Here is a 26,329-nt window from a genome sequence, read left to right as displayed (position 1 = left end):
AATCAACAAAGTCTCTTAAAAGACTGTTACACAGAAAAGTGACCGATATTAAATTTGAGCATTGACAAAATTTGCCTGAGAAACATGTGTTTGTTAATCCACTCAATATCAAAATCACTTAATAATAAAAACCAGGATCAAATAATAATAGTCGGAGTATTGTATGAAAATTAATGTAGCAACCAGGGTTATAGGCGGTTTTACCGTTGTAACACTGTTACTTGTGGTCCTAGGGGTTGTGACTCTACTCAGTAACAACAGTATCAAAGACGGCACAACCATCCTTAAAACGGTCAGCTTACCTGCGTTAGAAGCGACCAGTATTTTAAGTGAAAACCTTAGCACTCAACAGATTGAAGCAGTGCTGGCTTACTACAGTAATCACTCATCTAAAATTCCGGATATCGAGAAAAAGCTTACCGACCTCGACAACCGCTTTAAAAGCGATATGACTCGTTTAGGTAATTTAGTCAGCCAACAATCTCAACTTGCACAGCCATTAAACGAATTGAATAAAAGCTATAACCTGTACGAAGCTAGCGCAAACACCATGCTTAACGAAAGGGAAAGCGCACTTAGCTTGCAAGAAAAGTTATTAACAATGCGCAGTGCTTTAGAGAATGCCGCCGATGACTCATCGTCCATTCTACTCGACGTGATTGATTTAGAAACCAGTGAAGATGAAACTGAGCGCAGTTTAGCTGCGTCAGCAAGTTTAGTTGATGGCACATTAATTAATATTATTACGACTATTTATGATTTAGTTGCCACAACTGAGCAAAGCAAATATGACCTTATCATTAAAGAACTTGATTATATGGTCAGCGAAGCAACAACTAAAATCGACTACATTAACCGCCAAGGTACTGGTGTTATCAGCAGCTCAATTTTAGAAGACTTGTCTGTCGAAAGCGCAAAAGTCTTTAAATTACTTAATGGTAATGACTCAATCATTGCACTAAAGCAGCAACAGCTCAATCACGAGTTTTCCGCGACAAAGCAGTTAAATGACACACAAATCGCCGCCAAAAATGTCAATGCGATGATGACTGTATTAGCCAAATCGATTGATAACTTTGCCAGTGATATCAGTAATGATGCACTGAGTATTATTGATTCAGCTTTTTATAAAACGCTTGGTGTAGTGCTGTTTGCGATTGTAGTGGCCATTGTGGTCAGTATTGCCGTTATTACCCCATTAACCAAGTCTTTAGAAAAAGTTAACCAGGCCTTAAACGTATTAGCGTCTGGCGACTTAACTCACAAGTTAGATGATTCAGGCCATGATGAGTTTGCCGAACTGGCTAAAAACTGTAACCGCTTAGTCGACAGCTTAAGAAGCTTAATTGTAGGTATTGTTGACCGCGCTAATCAGCTTGCGGCAGCAGCAGAGCAAACTTCAGCCATTACCTCGCAAACCACGATTGGTATTCAAGAGCAAAAAAGTCAGGTTGATCAAGTTGCGACCGCTACTACAGAGCTAAGCTCTAGCGCACAACAGGTCTCGATGAGTGCCGATCAAGCTTTAAATGAAATCAAGCAAGCAGATCAAGAAGCCCAGCACATGCGCTCGCTTGCCGAAGAAAGCAAAAACACCATCCTCGCATTGGCTGAAGAAGTGGCTAAAGCAGGCATCGTGATTAACAAAGTTCACTCAGACAGTGCCTCAATTGGTTCAATTTTAGATGTCATCAGAGGCATTGCAGATCAAACTAACCTACTGGCTTTAAACGCGGCCATCGAAGCCGCCAGAGCGGGCGAACAAGGTCGCGGTTTTGCTGTGGTGGCTGACGAGGTTCGTAATCTTGCGTCTCGCACCCAACATTCTACCAGTGAAATTCAGCAGATGATTGAAGTCCTTCAAGTCGGCACCCAAGAAGCTGTTGCGGTGATGGAGCTTGGACGCGCACAAGCAAACAGCTGTGTAGAGAAAAATGAACAAGCTAACATTGCCCTGGAAACCATCAGTAAATCGGTTCATAGAGCTTATGATTCGGGTAATCATATTGCCCATGCTGCACAAGAGCAAAATATTGTTAGCCAGCAAGTATCAGAAAAACTAGAACACATTGCATCTATATCTGAAGAAACGGCCACTGGTGCAGATCAAACAGCGCAATCAAGTCATCAGGTGGCAATGCTTGCAGAAGAGTTACAAGCCTCTGTACGAGAGTTTAAAGTATAACGACTAGCATATTGTCACATATGGATAAAAGGCCCCCAGGGGCCTTTTTTGTGCCTAATTTTATTTCGTTCTCGCCCGCAAAAACATAAAAAAATACCGATAATTTCTTATCGGTATTTTTTATTGGAACGTATTACGTTACGTATTTAACCTGAACTCGGTATAAGGGATGAACTTATGCTATTTAAAATCAACATGTTAACCCATCTCACTTTCAAGCTTGTCATTTGTTCTGCAAACAAGGCGAATGGAAGCGTCAATAGCTAGCCTATTGTAAGTCGATTCAACGCAGTTAGCGGGGCAAAGGACTGTTTGAAAGGCATTTATTATCCCGAGTTGAGGTTATTTAACCTGATATCAGGTTATTTAGTCTTCATCACCCGCACCACCACCAACACGATCTTTAATCGCTGTAGTGATAGGGCCACCATCATGACCATTAGCCGAAGCCCAATCTAAGATGGTTTTGCCATCTGGTTCAGGGGCTGCTAGATCAGACGATGGCATACGTTTTGCGATAAACTCACCGACATCATTCGCATTTGAACTGTAGGCAGTACGCAATAAACTGCTGCCATCACAAGAAATGCTTGAATACACGTTACGTAATTTGACACGAGTTTCTTTCATTTTTTTACGTAAACGATTTTTGTCGTCTGATTTAACATAATCACAAATGTTTGCTACTAATTGTTCCGTATTGGCAACAGCAGGGGTTGACACAAAAGATGCTGCAATCAGGGCTGCAATAGCCACAGGCAATAGACGCATCCGACACTCCTTTATCATTATAGTTATATAGCTATACATACAGTCGACAGTAAAGCTCGCTGATGTATCTTAATTTCAGGGTATAAACGTGATTAATTTAACACTTTTTCACTAAAGTGTTAAAGCTATATTGCAATCCTTTGTCGTTTGTTAAAGTTTCTGAGTTTTCTATATGCCACGAACCATCATCCCAAGCAGGAAAATGCGTGTCACCCTCGACGGCTAAATCAATCATAGTCAGATATAATACGTCAGCTTGGGGTATTAATTGTTCGTAAAGTTGACCACCACCAATAACCACCACTTCTTCACAATCACCTGCGGCAGCCAAGGCTTGCTCAAAATTTACGACGCAAGTGACACCGTCTATAACGAGCTGATTATTACGACTAATCACAATGTTATGACGCCCTGGTAATGGGCGGCCAATAGACTCATATGTTTTACGGCCCATAATGATAGGCTTTGATAATGTCATCGCTTTAAAATGGCGTAAATCTTCAGGTAAATGCCAAGGCATTTTATTGTCTTTACCAATCACTCTATTATTTGCCATAGCGGCAATCATTGCGATACGCATTGTAAAAGAATCCTTTTCTATAATGGCTTAGACTTATTTTAGCCAGATGCTTAGTTGAAAAACCACGATATTGAATCGTACTTAGCAGAAATTCAGACATCAACTTTACACCTAAATTTGAGTCTCGATTTCAATGTTTGATTTAGTATGATTAGAAGCTGTTTATAACATCAATAACATTAAATAATGGGTCGAGTGCGATAATACAACAAACTTGGTAACGCTAATCCAACGGCTAACGCACCTAGAATAAAGACGGTTTTTAAACCATTTAGGATGACTTGGGCAGTTAACTCTGGGCTCACTTGGCTTTGTGCGGTTAACTGAATGAGCGCGATTACTGTATTAAAAGCATAGGTACCGGGCACCATAGGAATAATGGCCGCAACCGCGTACATTAACGGTGGCGCTAAATGGCGTTTAGCAAACTGGATGGTGATAACCCCAACAACAGCTGCAGCAACAAACGTTGCCCATTCTATCGGCATAGAGAACTGCAATAGTAGCGTTCTAAAACTATGACCTATGGCCCCAGCAATCGCACAGTAAATCAAGTAACGTTTAGGTACATTAAACACCATCGCAAAACCCACAGCAGGTATTGCAGAGAAAAAAGCGTCATGTAACAAGATGCTTAACAAAGATAGCATTAGAAAATTCCGCCCATCTGCATCGCAATAGTAATGCCAATCACCGACGCGAGAGTGAGCAAGGTAGCATGACCCCAACGAGAAATGCCCACATTCATGTGGCCTTTCACCATATCGGAAATCGCATTTATCAATGGAAAACCGGGCACTAACATCAATACGCTGGCAGCCATCGTCGCTTGCGGAGTGGTTGTAATCGGCCAAAGATAACCAATTTGGGCAATGCCAGTAATCACAAAAGCTGTAATTGAAAAGTTAACTAAAAGATTGAAGTGCTTCGATGCAAAAAATAACCGCACCATCATGCCGATAGAAGAGGCAAAAAAAGTAATGATGCACGCGATCAGGTCACCATCAAACAAATGACAAAAACTGGCGCAAGATAAACCGATCATGGGGACAACAGCTATTGCGGGGTAAGACTTAGGTTTGATATGCGCTAAACGACGTCTAACTTCGTTTGCACCATAAATGCCTTTTTCAGCTAAGATGCATATGCGCTGAAGCTCGCAAATGACCATCATATTAATGCCGTGGGCTCGAATGCGCCGAGTTGTAGTAATACAACGCCCATGCACTAGGCTCGTGAGCACTAATGCATTAGACGAAATAGACAGCTCAATACTGGCAAGCCCAAGTGCTTTACCGAGACGCTGACTGATCTCTTCAACAAGATCAGACTCAGCACCATAGGCCAATAGCAATTGCGCGCAGCGCACTACAAGACGGGTTATATCATTTTGGCTATCTGCGTACACGATATCCTCAAATGAGCAAATTAACGTTGGTAAATAACTTCGACATCATAATCATCATCATCGAAATCATCATCAAAATCATCATCATAATCTTCGTTGACGGATTCTTCAGTACCCTGATGATAATTATCCCACTTGAACTCAACATCAGCATCAGCAGTAATTTCTTCTTTAACCACTGGGATACTTCGAATGTAATCAAGCATCTTGATGCTCAATGCTTCTGTACCGGTACGATTATAAGCAGACATAGTGTATACATCGCCTTGCCAATCTAACTCTTTGACAATCGCATCCATTTTCTCTTGTAACTCTTCTTCAAGTAACAAGTCAGTTTTGTTAAAGACTAACCAACGTGGCTTCGCCGCTAATTTTGGCGAGTATTTTTCAAGTTCGCCAACAATTGCACGTGCTGAGTGCACAGGATCGCTACCATCAATAGGTTTAATATCGATGATGTGTAACAACATACGACAGCGTTCAAGATGCTTTAAGAAACGAATACCTAAACCAGCACCTTCTGCAGCACCTTCAATAAGACCAGGAATATCGGCAATCACGAAGCTTTGACCAGGGCGTGGATTAACAACACCCAAATTTGGCACTAACGTGGTAAAGGGATAATCGGCAACTTTAGGTGTAGCACGAGAAACTGAGCGAATAAAAGTAGACTTGCCGGCATTTGGCATACCTAACAAACCCACATCCGCAAGCAATAATAATTCAAGTTTGATTGAACGTACTTCACCAGGCGTACCCAATGTCTTTTGACGTGGCGCACGGTTGGTACTGCTTTTAAAGCGGGCATTGCCTAAACCGTGGAAACCACCTTTAGCAACAAGTAGCTTTTGTCCATGTGCAGTTAAATCACCCAGTGATTCTTCGGTTTCTTGATCGATAGCGCGTGTACCAACAGGTACTTGAAGAACCAAATCAGTGCCGCCATGACCAGTACAATCACGACCACGACCATTAGTTCCTCGTTCAGCCATATGGAAACGAGTAAAACGGTAATCGATTAGCGTGTTTAGGTTTTCGTTAGCTTGTAGGAATACACTACCGCCATCACCACCGTCACCGCCATCTGGACCACCATCTGGAACATACTTTTCGCGTCTAAAACTGACGCAACCGCTTCCGCCGTCACCCGCTTCTACGCGAATATTCGCTTCATCAACAAACTTCATACTGACTCCTGACGCCACTTAATCTGTAATTATAACCCCAAATCACTGGGATTTGCAGGAAAGCGCTGAAGATAGCATTCATCACGATATCGCCTACTGCATATAAACAAAATCATTAAACTATCAAACGAAGTTTAATGATATAAAAAACACAAAAGCCCCACCATAGGCAGGGCTTTCGAGATCTAGCTTAGTAGAGAATTAAGCTTCGATGCTAATAAACTTACGGTTATTAGGACCTTTAACTTCAAACTTTACTTTACCGTCTGTTAATGCAAATAGTGTGTGGTCACGACCAACACCTACATTAATACCAGCGTGGAATTTAGTACCACGTTGACGAACGATAATGTTACCAGCTAGAACTGATTCACCGCCAAAGCGCTTAACACCAAGACGTTTACTTTCTGAATCGCGGCCGTTACGAGTAGAACCGCCAGCTTTTTTATGTGCCATGAGTTAGACTCCTAAATTATGCGTTAATCGCAGTGATTTTAACTTCAGTGAACCACTGACGGTGGCCCATCTTCTTGTCGTGATGCTTACGACGACGGAACTTAACGATAGTTACCTTTTCGCCGCGACCGTGGCCAACTACTTCAGCTACGACTTTACCGCCAGCAACTAAAGGAGCACCAACATGCACTGTTTCGCCATCAGCGATCAATAAAACTTGATCGAATTCAATGGTTTCACCAGTAGCAACTTCTAATTTCTCTAAACGAACTGTATGACCTTCAGCAACACGGTGTTGCTTTCCGCCACTTTGAAAAACAGCGTACATAGCTATTTCACTCCAAATGACTAACACACTAACTCATATAATTGACGAGACTAGGTGCTAAAAAACTTTTAATGACAATGGGCGCGGATTCTACGCGAAGAATTATCATCAGGCAAGCCCTAATTCACATTCAAATAAAAAAGGGCACATAACTGCACACTATTCATCATTAGCTAATGTGCGAGTGATAAAAATTAGCTAACATATTATCCTTCGAGAACAATGTTCTCTATTAAGCGATAAAACACTGACATGCTGTCATTAAATAGCGTCTTTTTGAACTAAATGGGCAGTAAACAAGTAAAGTTATACTAGAACAGCATTATGTAACACATATTTGATACAATACTTACTTTGAAAAACAGCGTTGATATCCTGTAAGATATGCGCTCAAATTCGATATGACTAATTAAAGGGTGCGAACCCTGTCGCCCAACAACCAGAGACTATTATGGATTTAAACGCCATTCGTCAACTGGCTGACACTGATATGCAAGCAGTCAATCAGCTGATATACAAACAACTTGAATCTGATGTAGCCCTAATTAACCAGCTTGGTTATTACATTATCAATGGCGGTGGTAAGCGTTTACGTCCGTTATTATCAATATTAGCGGCTAAAGCGGTTGATTATAAAGGTGAGCAACACCTCAAGCTGGCTGCCATTATCGAGTTTATCCACACCGCATCGTTACTGCACGACGACGTTGTTGATGAGTCTACACTGCGTCGTGGTCGTGAAACGGCAAATGCACTGTTCGGCAATAGTGCTAGCGTATTGGTTGGCGACTTTCTCTACACCCGCTCATTTCAAATGATGACTGAACTAGACAGCATGAAAGTGCTGAAAGTCCTAGCGCATACAACGAATGTGCTTGCTGAAGGCGAAGTATTACAGTTAATGAACTGTAACGACGCCAATACCAGCGAAGAAAACTACATGCGGGTGATTTATTGCAAAACGGCAAAGTTATTCGAAGCCGCAACCCAATTAGCCGGTGTATTAGCCAATGTGAGCCCAGAGCAAGAACAAGCCCTAGGTGATTATGGTAAATTTTTAGGCACCGCATTCCAACTAACCGATGACCTACTCGATTACACCGCCAATGCCGATGAGTTAGGTAAAAACATTGGTGATGACTTGGCTGAAGGTAAACCAACGCTTCCGCTAATCTATGCCATGGAAAATGGTTCAGATGCAGCTAAAAAGCTCATTCGTGAAGCCATTGAACAAAGCGATGGCACTAAAGCCATTGATGAGATTTTAACTGCGCTGCATGAGTCTGGCGCATTATTGTATACCCAGGAGAAAGCTCAGGTTGAAGCTCAAAAAGCAATTGATGCCTTAAGTATTTTACCTGAAAGTGACTATAAGCAAGCTTTAATTTCACTGGCTCACCTCTCTGTGAACCGCAACAATTAATCACAGTCATTAACCACTGTTATTAACAACAGAGAGTAACGACAGCAGTAACAACGAGTATCTAAAATAGTTTTCTACAATGGCGCATTTATCATTAACTAAATGCGCCCTGCTTTTTCAACATTTACACTTGCCAATCGATTGGTTTATCACCTTGCGCGACCAACATTTGATTAATCTTCGAAAAGTGCTGACATCCAAAAAATCCACGATAAGCAGACAAGGGCGATGGGTGCGGGCCGGTTAACACCTTATGTTGTGATGCTGTAATCAAGCGACCTTTCTTAATGGCATGGTTTCCCCAAAAAACAAATATTATGGGAGCATTCTGTTGGTTCAGCTCGATTAATACATTATCTGTAAATATTTCCCATCCTGATTTTGCATGAGAATGAGCAGCACCTTGCTCGACAGTGAGCACAGTATTTAATAGTAATACGCCCTGCTTAGCCCATGCAGACAACTCACCATGCACAGGGACATTAAAGCCCTCAATATCATTTTTCAGCTCCTTGTACATATTGGCTAACGAAGGTGGCGTCTTAACCCCCTTTTTAACTGAAAAAGACAGCCCATGCGCTTGATTAGGGCCATGATAAGGATCTTGCCCTAATACCACTACTCTAACCTGATTTAGAGGCGTTAAATCAAATGCTGTAAACACTTCGTCGTCTGGCGGGTATATCACTTTTCCTTGCGATCGCTGCTTAGCAATAAATTGTTGCAGTTGCTGATAATATAATTGAGACGATTGCTGCGCTAAAAATGTTTCCCAGCTGGCCATCATGATGTTTCCTTTTATCAAAATACGTACCTAAAAATATGATGGCATGACAAACCATTAATCAAGAGCCAACACCTAAAAATCAATCATTCTCATTAATAACAGTTGCACTGAAAAACGTTCTCAGGCAAACATGACTGCTGAATAACAACAATAAAATCGTAGATAAAGATCTCAATAGACAATTTTTACCTGATATTTTATATAGAAATCGTTACACTCGATTGAAACTTACTCACCGACAAAGTGGATCTGATGTCTGAACAAAAAACTGAACTCACCATGTACCAAATTGCCGATCAATTTATCGCGCTAGCCAATCAATTAAGCCAACAAGAAAATGATATTGGCAAAGTTGGAACCGCAATGAGATTTGCTTCTGCACGTTTTAACGCTTTCGAAGCCGCCATTAAATCTACTAATTTAGCTGCTGAAAAAGACAATGCTTTAGAGTGGTTTTCAAACGAATTCAAGGCTATGTTAAACGAAAACCTAGACGACCATATTGCTAACCCACCAGTTCCTGCACAGCAACCGGTTGATGATGCAGTCAAAATGTTTAAAGCAGATTAAACGTTAATATGATTAAGCCATCATACTCGATGGCTTAATCAGTTAAACAAGTGAATAAATCACTCTAATTGCCAATAAAATTAATACTACACCAGACAACCTATCAATCAATTGCGACTTTTCACGCAACTTCGGTAATACGGCAGAATGCGATAATACAAACGCGATAATGGTATACCACAGCCCATCAATGACTAGCGGAGTCAGCACAATCAAGCCTTGACCAACGGGTGTTTGAGCCGCAAGAACAAACTGACTGAACAATGCCAAAAAAAACAATAAAATCTTAGGGTTGAATAATGAAATGGCTAAACCATCGCGTGCAGCTTCCCATAAGCTACTCGGTTTTCCAGCCGCTAACTTTTGTTGCATACCGCCCTTTGACTGCAATGATTGTATGCCTATCCAGGCTAAATAAAGCGCCCCGATTATGGCTATCGCGTTAAAAATTATTGGCGAAGCCTTAAGCACTACAGCTAATCCCAGCAACGTCACTAACGCATAAATACCGATTCCAATCGAATGAGCCCATGCGCAAACTACGCCATGTAAACGACCACCGCTTAATGTGTGCCGAACAACCATGGCTAAACTCGGTCCTGGCGACATCGCCCCTAAACAACAAATGGCTAACAACCCCAGCCAAGTACTAAACGTCATAACACCTCTATTTTCTATTCACTATTTTAACTACCAGTTAAGCGTGCCCTGCTAATGTTACCTTACTTTACATTTACATAAACAAATAACAGGCCCTATGACGATTTTAATGATGATATTACTGGCAGTCATTTTTACTGCCGTGGCGGGGCTCATTTGGGCTAAAATCAATGGTAAAGCAATCCCAACACTTGTGATTATGATGTTGGTATTTATGGGAATATGTTTTGCAGGGGTCATTGCATTTGTCAATAAAGGTGAAGATTATTTAGCTTACCAGGCTTTGCGTTGGCAACCGCTAGAACCAGATAAAATCGCAGAGTATGTGTCTCAAGGTAACACTGTGTTTGTTGATATTACTGCTGATTGGTGCGTCCCCTGCCAAACAAACAAAGCAAATGTGTTACATCGAGAACAAGTGGTTAATCAATTAAACCAACCACACATTGTGCTTATGCAAGGTAACTGGACAGAAGCTGATGCGGTTATCGAGCAATACATGGGGCAACAAGGTGTTGCGGGTACACCATTTAATAAAATATATGGCGCTGCCTATCCGGACGGTATTGAGCTACCTAAAGTGTTAATTATCGACGATATAGCTAAAGCTTTATCTTTAGTCGCACATTAAACGCCCACTAAACACCATAAAAAAAGACTGCCGAAGCAGTCTTTTTTATTCATAGCGCTCACTATTGTGAGTGTTATTAGCGTTGTATCAGTGCTTAGAAGCGATAGTTTACACGGCCGTAGTAGTAGCCACCGTTGTAATCAAATGGACCACTTTCGTAGTACACCGCACCTAATGCGCCTAATGTGCCATCTTTAAGCTTTTGCGCTTCTTGGTCGAATATGTTGTTCGCGCCGACTGAAACAGTCAGGTTATCCATCACAGCGTAGCTCACTTCAACATCAATTGTCACAGCGGCATCAGCGGTTTCAGACCCCCAATCAGACGTATCATCAGCATGTGTCGCGTAGTACTCACCAAAGTAGTTCGCACGAACAGACGTACTTAGATCATCCCAGCTCTGGCCCCACGTTAATGTAGCACGGTGTGCAGGAATACCATCTTCTAAACGGCGCACTTTACCTAAGTCTGTTGTGGCTTCGTCAAACTTATCAACTGAGGTGTCTGTCCAGCCATACGCTAGGCTAAACTTAGCATCACCAGAAAACATGTCCATACTGTAAGAGCCTACAATATCAACACCTTGAGTGGTGGTATCAAAGTCATTGGAATAGTAGGTTACTGCTGAAATTAGCTCCGGGAACTCAACCCCAGCCGCTCTTAACGCATCGTAATCACTAGCTTCCACATCAATCTGACTCGATTGTGCAATACGACCTGTCACTTCAATATTGTAGTAATCAACGGTTAAGAATAAATTTTCATATTCATACACAAAACCAACTGCATAACTGACAGACTCTTCCGGCTTTAACGTTTCACCACCATAAAATGCGGCTAGTGGATTTGTAGGCGGTGCAATAAAGGTCTGAATTAATTCGCCATTAACAATTGATGTTTGGGTATTTACTACGTTTTCTTGACCCACCGTTGGAGCACGGAAACCAGTACTGTGAGATGCACGGAACGACAACTCATCAGTAGCGATATACTGAGCAGTTAACTTATAGTTTAACGTGTCGCCAAAGGTAGAGAAGTTCTCATAACGTAGTGCAAGACCAAGCAAGAAGTCATCTGTTAGGTACGCTTCAACGTCGGTATAAACACCGATGTTGTTACGCTTGTTCTTACCTGCCGATTCTGGTCCAAAACCTTTAAAACCGTGCGAACCGATGTTAAAGCCTTGGTCTGCATAAGGGCCGGCAATCCACGATGCCTCTTCACCTTGACCAATCTCAAATGACTCTTCGCGCCATTCAAAACCAGTAGCAAAGCTAATATCTTCTAAACCACCAATGGTCACAAAACGATTCATATCAGCGTTAAAGGTGGTTTCAATTTGCTCGTATGAGCCAGTATCAAAGTCAGTTGGTGTCTCTAAACCCATAGATGGGTTAAGTGAATTTTTTAAACCAAAAGTGGATTTATTACTACCGGTGCCAGCACTGACATCATAATTCCATTCGCCAGACGTCCCTTTAATACCCGCAAAGAAAGACATATCTTCAATTTTACCGGTAAATTGAGGGGTATACCCGCCTGGACGGATTTGGTTCATTGAGAAACAGTTAGGATCGGCAACCATTGCTAAATATTCAGGTGTATTTAGCACGTTTGGAACGTTAGCGGGTACAGCACTACAAGTTGACTGATCACCATTTATAGCACCAACCAACAATTCCTTTTCACCTGTATCAGGATTCACTTTTGAATAAACTAAATCACGATCTTGCGGGTTACGATAATAGAAACCACCTGTTGCTTCACGTGATGACACGTTACCAAATGCATACAAGTGAGTGTTATCGTTGATATCAAAACCAGAGTTTACAAATACGGTAAAATCATCATTGATCTCTGGGTTGCCCCAGGTTTGCGCTGGATTAAGAATTGAGGTATTGCCACCAGCAGCAATGGCAGCAGCATCAGGACGTTGCACACTGCGACTGGTGGCATCTGCAGTTTTATATTGTGCACTGATGTTAACAAAGCCATCGTCTGTTAAAGGTAAACCGATGTTACCGTCAATGGTCGTTGCAGCGCCGTCACCTTCGTAATACTCGCCCTGGCTAACAGTGATTGAACCACCTTCAGAGGCATCTTTTAAAACAAAGTTCATCACACCAGCAATCGCATCAGAACCATACTGAGCGGCTGCGCCATCACGCAGCACTTCTACTTGCTTTAGCGCAACACCAGGGATAACTGAAATATCAGGACCTTGAGCACCATCGTTAATGCCACCACCCTGGAATGCAATAACTGAAGCACGGTGACGACGTTTACCATTAACTAAAATAAGTGTGCTGTCTGATGGCAGGCCACGAAGGTTAACAGGACGAACAAGCGTTGCAGCATCACTAATGGGTTGCGCACGTGAGTTAAATGAAGGTACCGAGGTTACCAACATATCAATCATGTCAGTTGAACCATTTTTCTTGAGATCATCACTGCTAATAATATCAACAGGGACAGGCGAGTCGCCAATTGAGCGAGGTGCTGCGCGAGAACCCACGACAGCAATTTTTTCAACGTTTTCTTTTTTTGCCACTTCTTCGTCTGCAGCGAAAGCTTGTGAGCTGACAACTGTTCCGGCAAGAGCAAAAGAGATGGCCAAGCTTAACGAGCTGAAGCCAAATTTAGTTTTTTTTGATTGCATCATTATTATCTTCCCAACTGCTTATTATTGTTGTGTTTCAACTAAGTCGTAGGTGATTCATGCCTAAAACCAGTTTGTCTAAAATGCGAAATACTCCCTATTTCAGCTACATTTTTATAACAACTAAAACACAATTGCTAACACTTTCTGAGATTAATAAGCAGAATCTAAATAATAAATCGGCTTTTAAAACAGTAAACATATGATTTTAAGTGACATATATCACATTATGATTTTTCTCAATAATATGCACATTGCAGACAAAACAACCACAAAACACGATTGTATACAAAAATTTACACAGGTATAAACGCTTTTTTCGACAGCGTTCGAAGGGAGATAACAAAAAATGGCAATCCTGATACAACCTTTGCCAATTAAACGCGACCCGTGTAGCTTAGAGGAATAATCTAAACGGACGTTTGATTTAAAAACAATAACAACTCAAAATTTACTGGGGGTAAGCATGGCTTATGATGCTGATTCAACACTCGATTTACAGCAATACACATCTATCGTCGATCTCATTGAGAAATCTTGTCACAAGTTTGCTGATAACACGGCATATGCCTGTTTAGGAAAAGACACCACATTCAGTGAAATAGAACGTGATTCACGCCATTTTGCAGCTTACCTACAACATTGCACCAATTTACAACCAGGCGATAGGGTTGCACTTCAACTGCCTAATATTACTCAATTTGTTATAGCCGCATATGGCATAATTCGCGCAGGTATGGTGTTAGTCAATACCAACCCTATGTATACCGAACGGGAACTAACCCACCAGTTTAATGACTCTGGAGCCAAAGCCTTAGTCGTGCTATCCGATTTATTACCCACATTAACCAATGTGGTCAATAACACTCCGGTTGAGTTGGTCATATCAACTCACGCAATGGACTTGATTGAGGCACAGCCGCAACCAGAAGCGCCGTTTGCGACAATGACGTTTTTAGACGTGCTAGCAGAAGGGGCAAAACAGCAATATCAAGCAGTAACGCCCAATCATGATGACTTAATTGCCTTGCAATATACTGGTGGAACAACGGGTTTATCAAAGGGTGCGATGCTCAATCATGGCAACCTTTTAGCCAACTCTGCTCAAGTAAAATCACGTGTCGCAAGCACTATGAATCAAGGTCATGATGTATTTGTTGCGCCGCTACCGATTTATCATATTTATGCGTTTATGGTGAATTTAGTGTTGTATTTTGAATCGGGTAGTTGCTCGGTGTTGATCCCTAACCCACGCGATATCGCAGGGTTAATCAATACAATGAAAACCTACCCTTTTACCGGGTTTGCGGGGTTAAACACTTTGTTTGTGGGCTTATGCCATCAACCAGAATTTAAAGCCTTAGATTTCAGTAAAATGACCATCACTATTTCAGGCGGTACCGCCTTAACCAGTGCCGCGGCAAATTTATGGCAACAAACCACTGGTTGCATGATTTCTGAAGGATATGGTCTGTCAGAAACATCACCGGTTGTCAGTTTGAACTCACCAGGCTATCAACGCCTTGGCACAATTGGTAAACCGGTATTGGGCACCGAGGTTAAAGTGCTGGATATGGATGACAATGAAGTCGCCACTGGCCAAGCCGGTGAGTTAGCTGTTCGTGGACCGCAAGTGATGCAAGGATATTGGAACAAACCTGAAGAAACAGCCAAAGTCATGACCCGAGATGGTTTCTTTAAAACGGGTGATATTGGCATTGCTAGCGAAGATGGTTACCACACCATTGTCGATCGTAAAAAAGACATGATTATCGTTTCAGGCTTTAATGTTTACCCAAATGAAGTTGAAGACGTACTTTCAACCAATGAACTCGTGCTTGAGTGTGCGGTTGTGGGTGTCGATGATGAACGTACTGGCGAAGCCGTAAAAGCCGTTATTGTATTAAAACAACCTTCTGCCGACCTAGAAGTAACGAAGCAAATTATTAATGACTATTGTCGCAGCCAATTAACGGCCTACAAGGTACCGCGGATTATTGAATTTACAGAGCAACTACCAAAAAGTACCGTAGGTAAAATTTTACGCCGGGAACTTCGCAAATAAGCTCACAATATCTTTAATTGTTCGCACAATAAAAAAGATGCCGAGGCATCTTTTTTTATTAAAAACCATACTCACTAAGCGGGTTCGCTGTCCATCAGCAATTGCAGACTGGCAAATTCCCGATATAACGCATTGCTAGTCATCAATTCATTATGGGTGCCGCTCGCAACTAACTGACCTTTATCCATCACAAAAATACGATCAACATTAATCACCGTCGCTAATCGGTGAGCAATAATCACCGTGGTGCGTTTTGCCATTAATGAATCAAGGGCTTGCTTCACTTTAACTTCACTCACCGCATCTAAGGCACTGGTCGCCTCATCAAGTAACAACAATGGTCTGTCGGCTAAAATGGCTCTGGCAATAGCAATTCGTTGCTTTTGGCCACCCGATAATCTCACGCCGCGCTCACCAAGATACGTTGCGTAGCCATCAGTAAATTCGCGGATAAACTCATCTGCTTTAGCCGCAGTACATGCCTGAATGACCTCATCGTCAGTTGCAGATAAACGACCGTAACGCACATTTTCAAGCACATTCATTGCAAAAATGACCGACTCTTGCGGGACTAATGCATACTGCTGACGTAAATCAGTTAAAGACAAGGCTGCAATATCAACATCATCTAATAAGATTTGCCCGGCTTTGGGTTGGTAAAAACGCATCATTAACTCAAACAGAGTACTTTTACCTGCACCACTGGGTCCAACAAGCGCGACACGCTCTCCAGGCTGAATGGTTAACGACAATTGCCGGATGACATCTTGGCCGCTGTCAGAGGGGTATGCGAACACCACATTATTGAAATGCAGCAACCCTTTTACCGGCAAACTCAATTGATTGGGTACAGCTTGCTGCGGAATATCAACGGGGGTATAAACCAGTTCCATTAAGCGTTCTGCCGCACCAGATGCGCGTTGAATTTCACTAAATACTTCGCTAATTGTCGCGACTGCGCCGGCCACCATGACGGCATAAAACATAAATGCTGATAGCTCTCCGGCACTAATGTTACCGCTCATCACATCTTTTGCGCCGACCCAGGTCACAAATGCAATGGCACCAATACTTAAAAACATCACAGTAGAAATCAATAAAGCACGATACTTAATACGCCCTTTTGCCACATCCATTACCGCCTCTACGCGATCGGAAAATAGTTGGCGATCTTTTGCTTCATGGGTATAAGCCTGAACGGTATGGATTTCATGTAAGGTTTCATCAATATATGCGCCTAAATCACCGACACGATCTTGGCTTTTACGCGACAACACTCTCACTTTACGGCCAAAATAACTCACAGGCCCCAGCACTAAAGGTACCGCTAACAGCACCAGCAAAGTCAGCTTTACACTGGTAAAGCCCATCATAACAATACCGCCTAATACTGTTACGCCCGATCTCAATGCCATTGATAAGCTCGACCCCACCACACTTTGAATTAACGTACTGTCAGCAGTAAATCGAGAAATGACTTCACCGGTACGTTGAGTAGCAAAAAAGCCTGGCGATAACGACAACAGATGCTGATAAACCTGCAAGCGGATGTCTGCGCTTGCCCGCTCGCCCAGCCATGTCATTAAATAAAATCGACAAAAAACTGCCGTACCACTAATTGCGGTAATCCCAACAATAATCAACATGATCTCATTTAATCTGGCGGCATTGTCGGCAATAAACCCTTCATCAACCATCATTTTTACGCCCTGCCCAAGTGATAACCACGCAAGCGAACCGATGAACAAAAAGATGATGGCAGCAACGACCTTTAATTTATAAGGAGATAAAAAATGCAAAATCCAGGGCAAGACGCGGTATGGTGTAGTCACAATTGAGGCCGAGTCTGAAGTAGCAGTAACATCAGATGGCGGTGTCGGTGAGTTCGTCACAGTATTAACCAACAAATAAAACTAAGATAAAATGATAGTAACAACAAAATGTGAGATTGTAGATGCCTTATACACCCAATAAACTAGGCAAACCAAAATCTATAGGTACAAAAAACAAATAATAATAAATAGGCTATGCAAAACATGTTAAACAAACCTAAAGGGTTCACCTTAATCGAACTCGTTATTGTGATTGTCATTTTGGCAATACTTGCCATCGTTGCGAGCAGTAAATTCATCAGTTTACGTAAAGAAGCCATTGTCGCCACCATGGTGGGAATGGAAGCAGCAATGCAATCTGCCGCCACATTAACCTACTCTAAAGCCGCTATCGCGGGAGTTGAAAGGCTTGCATCAACCACGCTCAACATTGATGGTGTAGACGTGGTGTTAGCTTATGGTTACCCCAACGGCACTGCTGCGGGTATAGATTTATTGATGAATATCCCTGCAGACGACTGGCAAAAACGCGCAAGTGTTTACTCTGGCGCTTGGATTTATTGGCATGGGGATATTGCAGAAGATGCTGGCGTTGCCCAATGTTATTTACGCTATAGGCAAGCGACATCAACCACTGCACGGCCAATCATTAATGTTGAAACCAGCGGTTGCTAACTGCGACTATCGTTAAGCGTCAGGATAACGAGCTTCAATGTTTTTTAATGAACGCAAAAATAACCCTAAGCCACCAATACTCAATACTAAAATGACAATTAAATCGAATGCGCTCATGTACGAAAACCGAAAGTTAATCGCACTGATCACGCCAAATATAAGAGCGACTAACGACCCAAAGGTAAGCAGCCAACCCAGAGGGTTTTTACCGTTATAAAACATTAACCCGACCCCAAACATAAATGGGATCATGACCATGCCACTCGTTAATCCAAAACCACCAAATTGATACAAATGACTGCCAAAGCCAAATGAACTGGTCACTTTGATGGCATTGAGTAACATGTAAAAACCGCCACACATCATGGCTAAGCCAATAAAAAATTGCCCTATACCGCCGCTTGTTCCACCAGCACCTTTCATCATTATCCCTTGAAATACTTTATGATAATGACAATTTACTCAACCGCTTAGCGAATAGCAATCTTTGTCGACATCGCAATTTCTCGCGCTGCTAGGCGATATCTGAGATAATGACCAAGTGTTTATTGAGCCGCATTGAGCGCAATAAACACCTCCTTGGCAATTCATCACAATTTTTTATTTAGGTAATACACCCATGACCACCCAATTTGCTTGCGCAGGCATTGAACTTGAGCTCTATCGTTACCCCACTCAACAAGCCTCAAACTTACAAGCATGGGACGCCGCTGATGAACATTTGATTAAACACTTAATCGATAGTCAGCAGCCTGTAGTGCCAACAGCCATACTGAATGACAGTTTTGGCGCATTAACCTGTGCGTTAACCGCCGTTAACAATCAGTGGCCAATCACCCTCGAAACCGATGCAAAAACCAGTTTGCTCGGTTGCCAGTATAATTTACAGCACAATCATTTAACGCCTGAGTCTTTGCAAATCATTAATAGCCGTGAGTCTCTGCCGCGCAATACTCAACTGGTGTTAATGAAGTTACCTAAAAACCTCCATTATTTTGGCCAACAGCTTGCCCGATTATCAACCATTCTCCCTGCGGGAACAGCGGTATTAATTTCAGCTAAAGCCAAGTCGATAAATGCAGCCTTACTCAGCCTTATTGACAAAAATTTAGGTCAATCAAGTGCCAGCTTAGCCTGGAAAAACACCCGAGTGATTAGCTGTATCAGTGATGGTAATGCCCGTACTATCGCAGCACCAGTTAATTGGAAGGTGAACGAGTTAGGACTGACGATCAGCAACTTAGCAAATGTGTTTGCAGCAAATAAATTAGATATAGGCGCGAGAATAATGCTCGATAACATGCCTAAGGGAGACTTTACACATGTTGTTGATTTAGGGTGTGGTAATGGCATTTTGGGGCTTCATGCAAAACAATGTTACCCACAAGCGCAAATTCACTTTGTTGACGACTCTGATATGGCCATCGCATCGGCAAAGCATAATTGGCAGCACAATGCATTAGAGTCTTCTGATAACGCGCCACACGGACATTTTTATTGGGATGATTGCTTAACTAATTTACCCGAACAGATCAGCCCAGATTTGGTACTGTGTAATCCCCCTTTTCATCAGGGTGAAGCCATTACCGATCATATTGCATGGCAAATGTTTGTTGATGCGTACAAGCGCTTAAAAACAGGCGGTATTTTACATGTTGTCGGCAACCGGCACTTAGCCTATCACGTTAAAATAAAACGTATTTTTAATAACTGCACAACAATTGCCGCCAACGGGAAATTCGTCATATTACAAGCTAAAAAATAATCCGACAAGATAACCGATACCTAGGCTCGAGAGCTTGGGTATCGGATGATTTACCGCCAACAATTCATTTTCATTACTGCATTACGTCCATTTACACTCCCCAATTATAATTGCGACAACTCAATTGGACTTACCAATAAACTAAATTGGTTGACACGAATCATAACCAAAGACTAAAATCGTATTACCAACTTAGCTTTAACCAAATTATGTAGTCGATAGTGGCCCAAATTCAGGTTTACGTTTAGGTTTACCCCATCAACATATGACAACACTCGACATGGACGTCGCTTATTTTAAGGTTGAGCTCCTCTGTCTCATACCACTAGTCGGCCCCTTAGTTATCTTTGGGGTCTTTTTTTATGATGGAACATAAAAAAACGCGCTAACAAAAATGCTAGCGCGTTTGATCATCAATGTAATATTGTAAAGCCATTTAGCCTTTGATTTTAACTAAATTCTCAATCGAGTATAAATCCCGGTTCGCACTATTTTTACGGCGCACTTCTTCCAAAGCTTGCTGTTCTAATTTATCAAATAAAACATTGATTAATCTATTAAAATGCTTATGCATTGCGAGTCGTGCTTCAGCAGCATCATGGGCAGATAACGCTTCATAAATCGCCGTATGCTCGGCCAAGGTTTTATTATTATCGGTACTGCAGACAATATTATAATCTTCAATGATTTCGTTACTTGATGAACGCAATGACCACATATTTTCAAACAAATTAATTAGCGCACCATTGCGAGTGGAGTACGCGATAATTTGATGAAACAGTTCATCTGCTTCTTCGACATTTTGCATGTCTTTCATCATCACTAAGGTACCGTGGAGCTTTTCAAGCTCTTCTGCTGTGATGGTCTTAGCGGCTAATGCGGCGATTTCACCTTCTACAAGCGCACGAGCTTGAGTCAACTCAAAAGCGTTTACACTGTTTACACTAACGCTTTGCTTTTGATTATTGACAACATAAACACCAGAGCCGGTTTTCACTTCCACTTTTTCACGTACTTCTAACGCAATAATCGCTTCACGAATGGTCGGCCTGCTGACTTCAAACTTCTCTGCAAGCTCTCGCTCTGGGGGTAAACGACTGCCTACCGGATACTCGCCACAGGCGATGGAGGCTTCAATCGTATCGACTATTCGCCAAAATAAACGACGGTTTTTCATATACCTTCCTTCGAAAAGTAAAACCAATTTAGTGGTTTAATACTGACATATTATCGGTTAAAACCGTGACAGCAAACAACTAATAACATGACATGCCACTCACATAATAAAAATAATAGCACATTGTCCGGGCTTTAAAAGCATTGGTAATAACAATTAGCAATAAAAACACGTCAATTGGTAAAGCAAATTGGTTGACACAATGTTAATTGTTGGTTAGTTTCTATTCAGGCGCAAAGTTATGTTCAACATGCCTTAATAGCGGCATGTTCCGCTGACAGAACGAATACACAAATCTGGGGAGATTAACGTGAAATTTAACAAAATAAATAGTATTGCAAACAGGCTCGAAGCGAACAAACAACCTAATGCAATCATGTTGTGTACCTCATTTCATCACCTTTAAGCCTTAAATCATTCCTTAAACCCCCTTTGATGCAGACACGCTAACACAATGACAAATTGTGACACTCAAACGCTAAACGTGTTTTTCATAGTGAAGGTTATCAGCTCTACCTATTTACATAGATTCATTGGTAGAAAATTAATTAGGCTCGACTAGAGAGACAACATGAACCCATTCAACTCCCACACACCATTTACGTATGGGTTACTCAGACAACTATTGGTGTTATCACTGCTTATACCCTTGACGGCTCAGGTGAATGCACAAGAACACTTGGTGACATCGCAAGCGCAATATCAGCAAGTATTAAAGCAGCTGCAACCAGGCGATAGCATCATTTTACAAAATGGCACCTGGCAAGACTTTGAAATCGTATTTACAGCTAAAGGCACTGCTAAACACCCTGTGACATTAACTGCCCAAACCAAAGGCAGCGTTATCTTGTCTGGCCAATCTAACCTTCAACTCGCTGGCGAATATCTGCAGGTTTCGGGCCTAGTATTTAAAGATGGCTTCACTCCAACTAATGAAGTTATTGCCTTTAAGAAGAGCGATACCGAGCTTGCCAATCATTCGCGTATCACCGAAGTCGTTATCGACAATTACAACAACCCAGACCGTCAAATGTCAGATAATTGGATTGGCATGTACGGCCAGCACAATCGCCTCGATCATAGTCATTTTGTTGGTAAACGTAATGCTGGAGTCACATTAGCAGTTCGCCTTGAAGGTGAGCAAAATCAACAAAATCATCATCGAATCGATCACAACTATTTTGGCCCACGACCTATTTTGGGCTCTAACGGCGGTGAAACCATTAGAATTGGCACTAGCCATCACTCACTGACCAATTCATTTACCGTGGTCGAAAATAACTACTTTGATCGCTGTGACGGTGAAGTTGAAATCATTTCGGTTAAATCAGAACAAAACCGCATACAAAACAATTTGTTTTACCAGTCTCGGGGCACATTAACCCTAAGGCATGGCAACGGTAATATTATCGACAGTAATATTTTCTTCGGTAACGGTATTGATCACACTGGTGGGATCCGCATTATTAACCGCGATCAAACCGTCACCAACAACTATCTTGAAGGGCTCACGGGTACGCGGTTTGGTAGCGGATTTACCATTATGAATGGCGTGCCAAACTCGCCGATCAATCGTTATCACCAGGTGGTGAATGCCAATATTAACCACAACAGCTTTATTAACTTAGACCACATAGAACTGGCAGCAGGCAGTGACAGCGAACGCTCGGCTCCACCTAAAGACAGCACGCTCACTCAAAACCTTTTTATCAACCCACAATCCCCATTGAGTTTGCATGACGACATAAGCGGTTTGCGCTTTAGCGACAACATCACTAACTTTGCCAGCAAAGACTTAAATCCAATCATAAAAAAGGGCATAAGCACCCACAATATTACTTTGACTCGTGCGGCAAACGGTTTGCTATATCCTAGTGATACCAGGCTTGCACAGTATGGCGTCAGTAGTACGTTAATCCCCACAACTAAACAGCAAACGGGTCCTACTTGGTATCCTAAATCTGAACCCACTGTTGAGTTTCAATCAGGCAAGGTTATTAAGGTCAGCAATGCCGATGGAGAGTTAGGCAATGCCGTGGCAGCAGCATTATCGGGTGACACATTATTACTCAGCGATGGCCAATACAACATCGATACCCTGCTTGCTATCAATAAAACCTTAACGTTTAAAGCCGCAAACACGCATAAAGCCATTGTTAGTTTTGAACGCCCAAGTCTATTTGAAATTCAAAACAACGGTAACTTACAACTCGAAGGGCTTGTCATTAACGGCCAACTCAGCCCAGATGCGCCAGGCAACAGTGTCATCAGAACGCTAAAATGGGGCATGTTGACCAACTACCGTTTTGACATGAGCAATAGCATTGTTGAGCAGCTCAATAACAGTAATGCCTTTCATTTTTTCGACTCAGGCAGCCGTGCTTTTGCCGATACGATTAATGTTAATAACAGCCAGTTCCGTCTCATTAGTGGTGATGTTTTTCGCCTGAATAAAGAAACCGACGACATCGGTATCTATAACGCCGAATACCTTAACCTAACGCACAATCAGTTTGACGATATTGGCGGTATTGTTGCTACGGTTTATCGCGGCGGCACCGATGAAAGCACCTTTGGCCCGCATGTATTAGTTAGCCACAATAAGTTCACCCATGTGGGTAAAGGCCAACAAAATCATACTGAGTCAATATTGAATCTGCATGGCGTTCAGGTAAGCCAAATAGCACACAACACATTTACCGACAGTGCCTCCATTAGCGTTTTCCATACCGTAGGAGAACCGCAAACAACCATCGCTAATAATCAGCTCATTAATACCCCTGCCCCACAGGTGACAGAGTTTGTCACTCAAGGAAAACACACAGCCAATATCAACAATAACAAAGTGCAAACACGATGAATAACATCAAGCAAGACAATGGCAGAAGTCAGTTAATCCAGAGCATGCGTAAGTACAGTATTGCCCTATTCGCCAGCCTGACACTCATAACATTTACCTCGTTTAGCGCAGCCATGCCGGTATTTGCGGCTAACCATCCAAACCTTGTGATTAATCAGCAAGACGTAGCCGCCATGCAGCTGGCCATCACTCAGCCTGGCGCGTTTCAAGATGCATTTTATGCCAAGCGAACTGAAGTGGATCTTGGGCTCACTCAACCTATTGAGGTCCCTGTACCTGTTGATGCTGGCGGCGGTTATACCCACGAAAAACACAAAAGTAATTATCAGCAAATGTACGACACTGGCATCATTTACCAACTCACCGGTGAAAAAAAATACGCGACATACGTAAAAGACATGCTGTTGCAATATGCCAAACTTTATCCTGAGCTTCCATTGCACCCAAAACGCAAAAGCAGCAACGAAGGTAAATTATTTTGGCAAGGGCTAAACGAAGCTGTTTGGTTAATGCACACAGTCCAAGCCTATGATTTTATTTATGACTCGTTAACACCATCTGAACGTGAACGTATTGAAACAGGCGCAATTACGCCTGCAGTATTGTTTTTGTCTGAGCAGTCGCCACGCACGTTTAACAAAGTACATAACCACGGAACATGGGCCACTGCGGCGGTGGGCATGAGCGGCTATGTTTTGGGCAAACCATTATGGGTTGAGCGAGCATTGTATGATTTAACCTTCTCGAAAAAAGGCGGCTTTATGCGCCAACTCGACGAGTTATTTTCACCAGACGGTTATTACAACGAAGGTCCTTATTATCAACGTTATGCCTTAATGCCGTTTGTCACTTTTGCTAAAGCCATTGAGCAAAATGAGCCGCAACGAAAGATTTTTCAATACCGAGATGGCATCTTACTCAAAGCCATCAATACTTCGGTCGCGCTCAGTTACAACACACTGTTGTTTCCACTTAACGACGCCATAAAAAGCAAAGCTATCGATACTATAGAGCTAGTGAATGGTGTCGCGATTGCCTATGGGATAAACAGCGATCCTCAACTATTAGATATCGCTAAACAACAACACAATATCCTACTTACCGGTGACGGCCTCAAAGTGGCACAAGCACTAGACAAAGGGCTTATGCAACCCTTCCCATTTACCTCTGCTTTATATCGAGATGGTAAGCAAGGTGACAAAGGTGCGCTAGTCGTTATGCGCCAGGGTCGCACCACCGATCAAGCCATAGTATTTAAAGCCACTGAGCAAGGTTTAGGTCATGGCCATTTTGATAAACTCACCTGGCAATTTTATGATGCGGGTAATGAAATAATCTCGGACTATGGCGCGGCACGCTTTTTAAATATTGAAGCTAAATTTGGCGGTGGATATTTACCCGAAAACGATTCCTGGGCTAAGCAAACCATTGCGCACAACACCCTCGTGGTTGATGAAACAAGCCACTTTAATGGCAAAGTAAAAACGGCAAATCAGTTTCATCCCTCGTTACACTTTTTTGACCCACAACCCGGGCTCACGATTGCTTCGGCATCCATAGACAGCGCCTATGAAGACGTCAAGTTCAAGCGCACTCAAGCGTTAATTCAAATTGAAAAACGTGATGCTGTATTCGGAATTGATATCCTGCAAGTGAATGCAAACAAGCCTCATCAGTACGACCTACCCGTGCACTATGAAGGGCAGTTAATCGACACCAGCTTTAGCCGTGAAGCATCACTGACACAACTGTCAACATTAGGCACAAAACACGGCTATCAGCACTTATGGTTGTTAGCAAAGGCTAACTTAGCCCAAGACAATACTGACAATACACTGGCAAGAGTGACATGGCTAAACGACAACGGCCATTTTTACAGCTACAGCACGTTAGTCAACACTCACTCCAACAGTGCCACTCAAGAACAGATGTTGTTTACTCAATTAGGGGCTAATGACCCAAACATGAACTTACGCCAACAGCAGGCGTTTATTCACAGAGTCACCGCCACTAACCACACCTATGTCAGCGTGATTGAACCGCACGGTGAATACAATCCAGCTAAAGAATACACCCTTGATGCCACCAGCAAGGTCGCCAAGCTCATTCATTACCAGCAAGCAGAGCTCGAAGCGGTGCAAATTAGCTTTACCGATGGCCAGCAATACTTACTTGCCATCAATCAAACTGAGCAGGCAATTACCTCGAAAACGCACAGTGTCATAAACATCAATGGTGTGGCATACCCTTTTACAGGGCGAACCCAATTAATCGAAATGAACAAACTCAATTAGCAAACCAATAACTAGC

Annotated in this window: 22 protein-coding genes; 9 read left to right on the top strand and 13 right to left on the bottom strand. The window is 42.4% G+C overall.

What is annotated here, in order from left to right:
- Positions 1-163: 163 nt before the first annotated feature.
- Positions 164-2,185: a methyl-accepting chemotaxis protein gene (locus AC19MX_RS05715; protein ID WP_498296943.1), complete on the top strand. Its 2,022-nt coding sequence runs from the start codon at positions 164-166 to the stop codon at positions 2,183-2,185.
- A gap of 366 nt (positions 2,186-2,551) precedes the next feature.
- Here AC19MX_RS05715 and AC19MX_RS05710 read toward each other — a convergent pair whose 3' ends face one another.
- From AC19MX_RS05710 to rplU, 7 genes are all read right to left on the bottom strand, one after another.
- Positions 2,552-2,956, bottom strand: a complete 405-nt coding sequence (locus tag AC19MX_RS05710) for a DUF3718 domain-containing protein (RefSeq protein ID WP_498296941.1) — start codon at positions 2,954-2,956, stop codon at positions 2,552-2,554.
- A gap of 97 nt (positions 2,957-3,053) precedes the next feature.
- On the bottom strand, positions 3,054-3,536 hold the full coding sequence (gene folA, locus AC19MX_RS05705; protein WP_498296939.1) for a type 3 dihydrofolate reductase: 483 nt from the start codon (positions 3,534-3,536) through the stop codon (positions 3,054-3,056).
- Between the two features lie 179 nt (positions 3,537-3,715).
- Positions 3,716-4,186, bottom strand: coding sequence for a threonine/serine exporter family protein (locus AC19MX_RS05700; RefSeq protein ID WP_432399427.1), 471 nt, complete (start codon positions 4,184-4,186; stop codon positions 3,716-3,718).
- Positions 4,186-4,944, bottom strand: coding sequence for a threonine/serine exporter family protein (locus tag AC19MX_RS05695; protein WP_432399428.1), 759 nt, complete (start codon positions 4,942-4,944; stop codon positions 4,186-4,188). Before AC19MX_RS05695 ends, AC19MX_RS05700 begins: the two co-directional genes overlap by 1 nt.
- 20 nt (positions 4,945-4,964) lie before the next feature.
- Positions 4,965-6,131 (bottom strand): Obg family GTPase CgtA, encoded by a 1,167-nt coding sequence (gene cgtA, locus AC19MX_RS05690; RefSeq protein WP_432399429.1) that lies wholly within the window; start codon positions 6,129-6,131, stop codon positions 4,965-4,967.
- A 201-nt stretch (positions 6,132-6,332) separates the two neighbouring features.
- Positions 6,333-6,587: a 50S ribosomal protein L27 gene (gene rpmA, locus AC19MX_RS05685; RefSeq protein WP_160054094.1), complete on the bottom strand. Its 255-nt coding sequence runs from the start codon at positions 6,585-6,587 to the stop codon at positions 6,333-6,335.
- Between the two features lie 16 nt (positions 6,588-6,603).
- The gene (gene rplU, locus AC19MX_RS05680; protein WP_432399430.1) at positions 6,604-6,915 is read right to left on the bottom strand and encodes a 50S ribosomal protein L21; all 312 of its coding nucleotides are present in this window, start codon (positions 6,913-6,915) and stop codon (positions 6,604-6,606) included.
- 451 nt (positions 6,916-7,366) lie between these two features.
- Between rplU and ispB the strand changes: the two genes are divergently transcribed.
- Positions 7,367-8,338 carry an octaprenyl diphosphate synthase gene (ispB, locus tag AC19MX_RS05675; RefSeq protein WP_498296936.1) on the top strand — a complete coding sequence of 324 codons (972 nt, stop codon included), beginning with the start codon at positions 7,367-7,369 and terminating at the stop codon, positions 8,336-8,338.
- A gap of 124 nt (positions 8,339-8,462) precedes the next feature.
- On the opposite strand, the gene ung is transcribed toward ispB, so the two are convergent.
- Positions 8,463-9,122 carry a uracil-DNA glycosylase gene (ung, locus tag AC19MX_RS05670; RefSeq protein WP_498297251.1) on the bottom strand — a complete coding sequence of 220 codons (660 nt, stop codon included), beginning with the start codon at positions 9,120-9,122 and terminating at the stop codon, positions 8,463-8,465.
- Between the two features lie 255 nt (positions 9,123-9,377).
- Between ung and AC19MX_RS05665 the strand changes: the two genes are divergently transcribed.
- Positions 9,378-9,695, top strand: a complete 318-nt coding sequence (locus AC19MX_RS05665) for a DUF3144 domain-containing protein (protein ID WP_498296934.1) — start codon at positions 9,378-9,380, stop codon at positions 9,693-9,695.
- A 42-nt stretch (positions 9,696-9,737) separates the two neighbouring features.
- On the opposite strand, the gene AC19MX_RS05660 is transcribed toward AC19MX_RS05665, so the two are convergent.
- Positions 9,738-10,355, bottom strand: a complete 618-nt coding sequence (locus tag AC19MX_RS05660; RefSeq protein ID WP_498296933.1) for a LysE family translocator — start codon at positions 10,353-10,355, stop codon at positions 9,738-9,740.
- A 109-nt stretch (positions 10,356-10,464) separates the two neighbouring features.
- On the opposite strand from AC19MX_RS05660, the gene AC19MX_RS05655 reads away from it, so the two are divergent.
- Entirely contained in the window at positions 10,465-10,986 is a 522-nt protein-coding gene (locus tag AC19MX_RS05655; RefSeq protein WP_498296931.1) for a thioredoxin family protein, read from the top strand.
- 94 nt (positions 10,987-11,080) lie between these two features.
- Here AC19MX_RS05655 and AC19MX_RS05650 read toward each other — a convergent pair whose 3' ends face one another.
- The gene (locus tag AC19MX_RS05650; RefSeq protein ID WP_498296929.1) at positions 11,081-13,648 is read right to left on the bottom strand and encodes a TonB-dependent receptor plug domain-containing protein; all 2,568 of its coding nucleotides are present in this window, start codon (positions 13,646-13,648) and stop codon (positions 11,081-11,083) included.
- Positions 13,649-14,111: 463 nt separating this feature from the next.
- On the opposite strand from AC19MX_RS05650, the gene AC19MX_RS05645 reads away from it, so the two are divergent.
- Complete coding sequence (locus AC19MX_RS05645) at positions 14,112-15,710, top strand: AMP-binding protein (RefSeq protein WP_498296927.1); 1,599 nt, start codon at positions 14,112-14,114, stop codon at positions 15,708-15,710.
- 74 nt (positions 15,711-15,784) lie between these two features.
- Here the strand turns inward: AC19MX_RS05645 and AC19MX_RS05640 are convergent, their stop codons facing one another.
- The gene (locus AC19MX_RS05640; RefSeq protein ID WP_498297249.1) at positions 15,785-17,542 is read right to left on the bottom strand and encodes an ABC transporter transmembrane domain-containing protein; all 1,758 of its coding nucleotides are present in this window, start codon (positions 17,540-17,542) and stop codon (positions 15,785-15,787) included.
- A gap of 204 nt (positions 17,543-17,746) precedes the next feature.
- On the opposite strand from AC19MX_RS05640, the gene AC19MX_RS05635 reads away from it, so the two are divergent.
- Positions 17,747-18,217 carry a type II secretion system protein gene (locus AC19MX_RS05635; protein WP_498296925.1) on the top strand — a complete coding sequence of 157 codons (471 nt, stop codon included), beginning with the start codon at positions 17,747-17,749 and terminating at the stop codon, positions 18,215-18,217.
- Between the two features lie 12 nt (positions 18,218-18,229).
- Here AC19MX_RS05635 and AC19MX_RS05630 read toward each other — a convergent pair whose 3' ends face one another.
- Entirely contained in the window at positions 18,230-18,640 is a 411-nt protein-coding gene (locus tag AC19MX_RS05630; RefSeq protein ID WP_432399510.1) for a hypothetical protein, read from the bottom strand.
- Between the two features lie 196 nt (positions 18,641-18,836).
- Between AC19MX_RS05630 and AC19MX_RS05625 the strand changes: the two genes are divergently transcribed.
- On the top strand, positions 18,837-19,982 hold the full coding sequence (locus AC19MX_RS05625) for a methyltransferase (protein WP_498296923.1): 1,146 nt from the start codon (positions 18,837-18,839) through the stop codon (positions 19,980-19,982).
- Positions 19,983-20,418: 436 nt separating this feature from the next.
- Here the strand turns inward: AC19MX_RS05625 and AC19MX_RS05620 are convergent, their stop codons facing one another.
- The gene (locus AC19MX_RS05620) at positions 20,419-21,159 is read right to left on the bottom strand and encodes a FadR/GntR family transcriptional regulator (RefSeq protein ID WP_432399441.1); all 741 of its coding nucleotides are present in this window, start codon (positions 21,157-21,159) and stop codon (positions 20,419-20,421) included.
- A 571-nt stretch (positions 21,160-21,730) separates the two neighbouring features.
- Here AC19MX_RS05620 and AC19MX_RS05615 point away from each other — a divergent pair.
- Together AC19MX_RS05615 and AC19MX_RS05610 are read left to right on the top strand one after the other, a co-directional pair.
- The gene (locus AC19MX_RS05615) at positions 21,731-24,019 is read left to right on the top strand and encodes a polysaccharide lyase 6 family protein (protein ID WP_498296921.1); all 2,289 of its coding nucleotides are present in this window, start codon (positions 21,731-21,733) and stop codon (positions 24,017-24,019) included.
- Positions 24,016-26,313, top strand: coding sequence for a heparinase II/III domain-containing protein (locus AC19MX_RS05610; protein ID WP_498296919.1), 2,298 nt, complete (start codon positions 24,016-24,018; stop codon positions 26,311-26,313). Before AC19MX_RS05615 ends, AC19MX_RS05610 begins: the two co-directional genes overlap by 4 nt.
- Positions 26,314-26,329: the final 16 nt, after the last annotated feature.

The sequence above is a fragment of the Shewanella sp. MF05956 genome (assembly GCF_059758055.1).
Note: the sequence above shows the minus strand (reverse complement) of the source record. Positions and strands in the feature narration are given on the sequence as shown.

Coding starts and splice junctions, on each gene's coding strand:
- AC19MX_RS05715 (WP_498296943.1), top strand. CDS start 164: ATGAAAATTAATGTAGCAACCAGGGTTATAGGCGGTTTTACCGTTGTA.
- AC19MX_RS05710 (WP_498296941.1), bottom strand. CDS start 2,956: ATGCGTCTATTGCCTGTGGCTATTGCAGCCCTGATTGCAGCATCTTTT.
- folA (WP_498296939.1), bottom strand. CDS start 3,536: ATGCGTATCGCAATGATTGCCGCTATGGCAAATAATAGAGTGATTGGT.
- AC19MX_RS05700 (WP_432399427.1), bottom strand. CDS start 4,186: ATGCTATCTTTGTTAAGCATCTTGTTACATGACGCTTTTTTCTCTGCA.
- cgtA (WP_432399429.1), bottom strand. CDS start 6,131: ATGAAGTTTGTTGATGAAGCGAATATTCGCGTAGAAGCGGGTGACGGC.
- rpmA (WP_160054094.1), bottom strand. CDS start 6,587: ATGGCACATAAAAAAGCTGGCGGTTCTACTCGTAACGGCCGCGATTCA.
- rplU (WP_432399430.1), bottom strand. CDS start 6,915: ATGTACGCTGTTTTTCAAAGTGGCGGAAAGCAACACCGTGTTGCTGAA.
- ispB (WP_498296936.1), top strand. CDS start 7,367: ATGGATTTAAACGCCATTCGTCAACTGGCTGACACTGATATGCAAGCA.
- ung (WP_498297251.1), bottom strand. CDS start 9,122: ATGGCCAGCTGGGAAACATTTTTAGCGCAGCAATCGTCTCAATTATAT.
- AC19MX_RS05665 (WP_498296934.1), top strand. CDS start 9,378: ATGTCTGAACAAAAAACTGAACTCACCATGTACCAAATTGCCGATCAA.
- AC19MX_RS05660 (WP_498296933.1), bottom strand. CDS start 10,355: ATGACGTTTAGTACTTGGCTGGGGTTGTTAGCCATTTGTTGTTTAGGG.
- AC19MX_RS05655 (WP_498296931.1), top strand. CDS start 10,465: ATGATGATATTACTGGCAGTCATTTTTACTGCCGTGGCGGGGCTCATT.
- AC19MX_RS05650 (WP_498296929.1), bottom strand. CDS start 13,648: ATGATGCAATCAAAAAAAACTAAATTTGGCTTCAGCTCGTTAAGCTTG.
- AC19MX_RS05645 (WP_498296927.1), top strand. CDS start 14,112: ATGGCTTATGATGCTGATTCAACACTCGATTTACAGCAATACACATCT.
- AC19MX_RS05635 (WP_498296925.1), top strand. CDS start 17,747: ATGTTAAACAAACCTAAAGGGTTCACCTTAATCGAACTCGTTATTGTG.
- AC19MX_RS05630 (WP_432399510.1), bottom strand. CDS start 18,640: ATGAAAGGTGCTGGTGGAACAAGCGGCGGTATAGGGCAATTTTTTATT.
- AC19MX_RS05625 (WP_498296923.1), top strand. CDS start 18,837: ATGACCACCCAATTTGCTTGCGCAGGCATTGAACTTGAGCTCTATCGT.
- AC19MX_RS05620 (WP_432399441.1), bottom strand. CDS start 21,159: ATGAAAAACCGTCGTTTATTTTGGCGAATAGTCGATACGATTGAAGCC.
- AC19MX_RS05615 (WP_498296921.1), top strand. CDS start 21,731: ATGAACCCATTCAACTCCCACACACCATTTACGTATGGGTTACTCAGA.
- AC19MX_RS05610 (WP_498296919.1), top strand. CDS start 24,016: ATGAATAACATCAAGCAAGACAATGGCAGAAGTCAGTTAATCCAGAGC.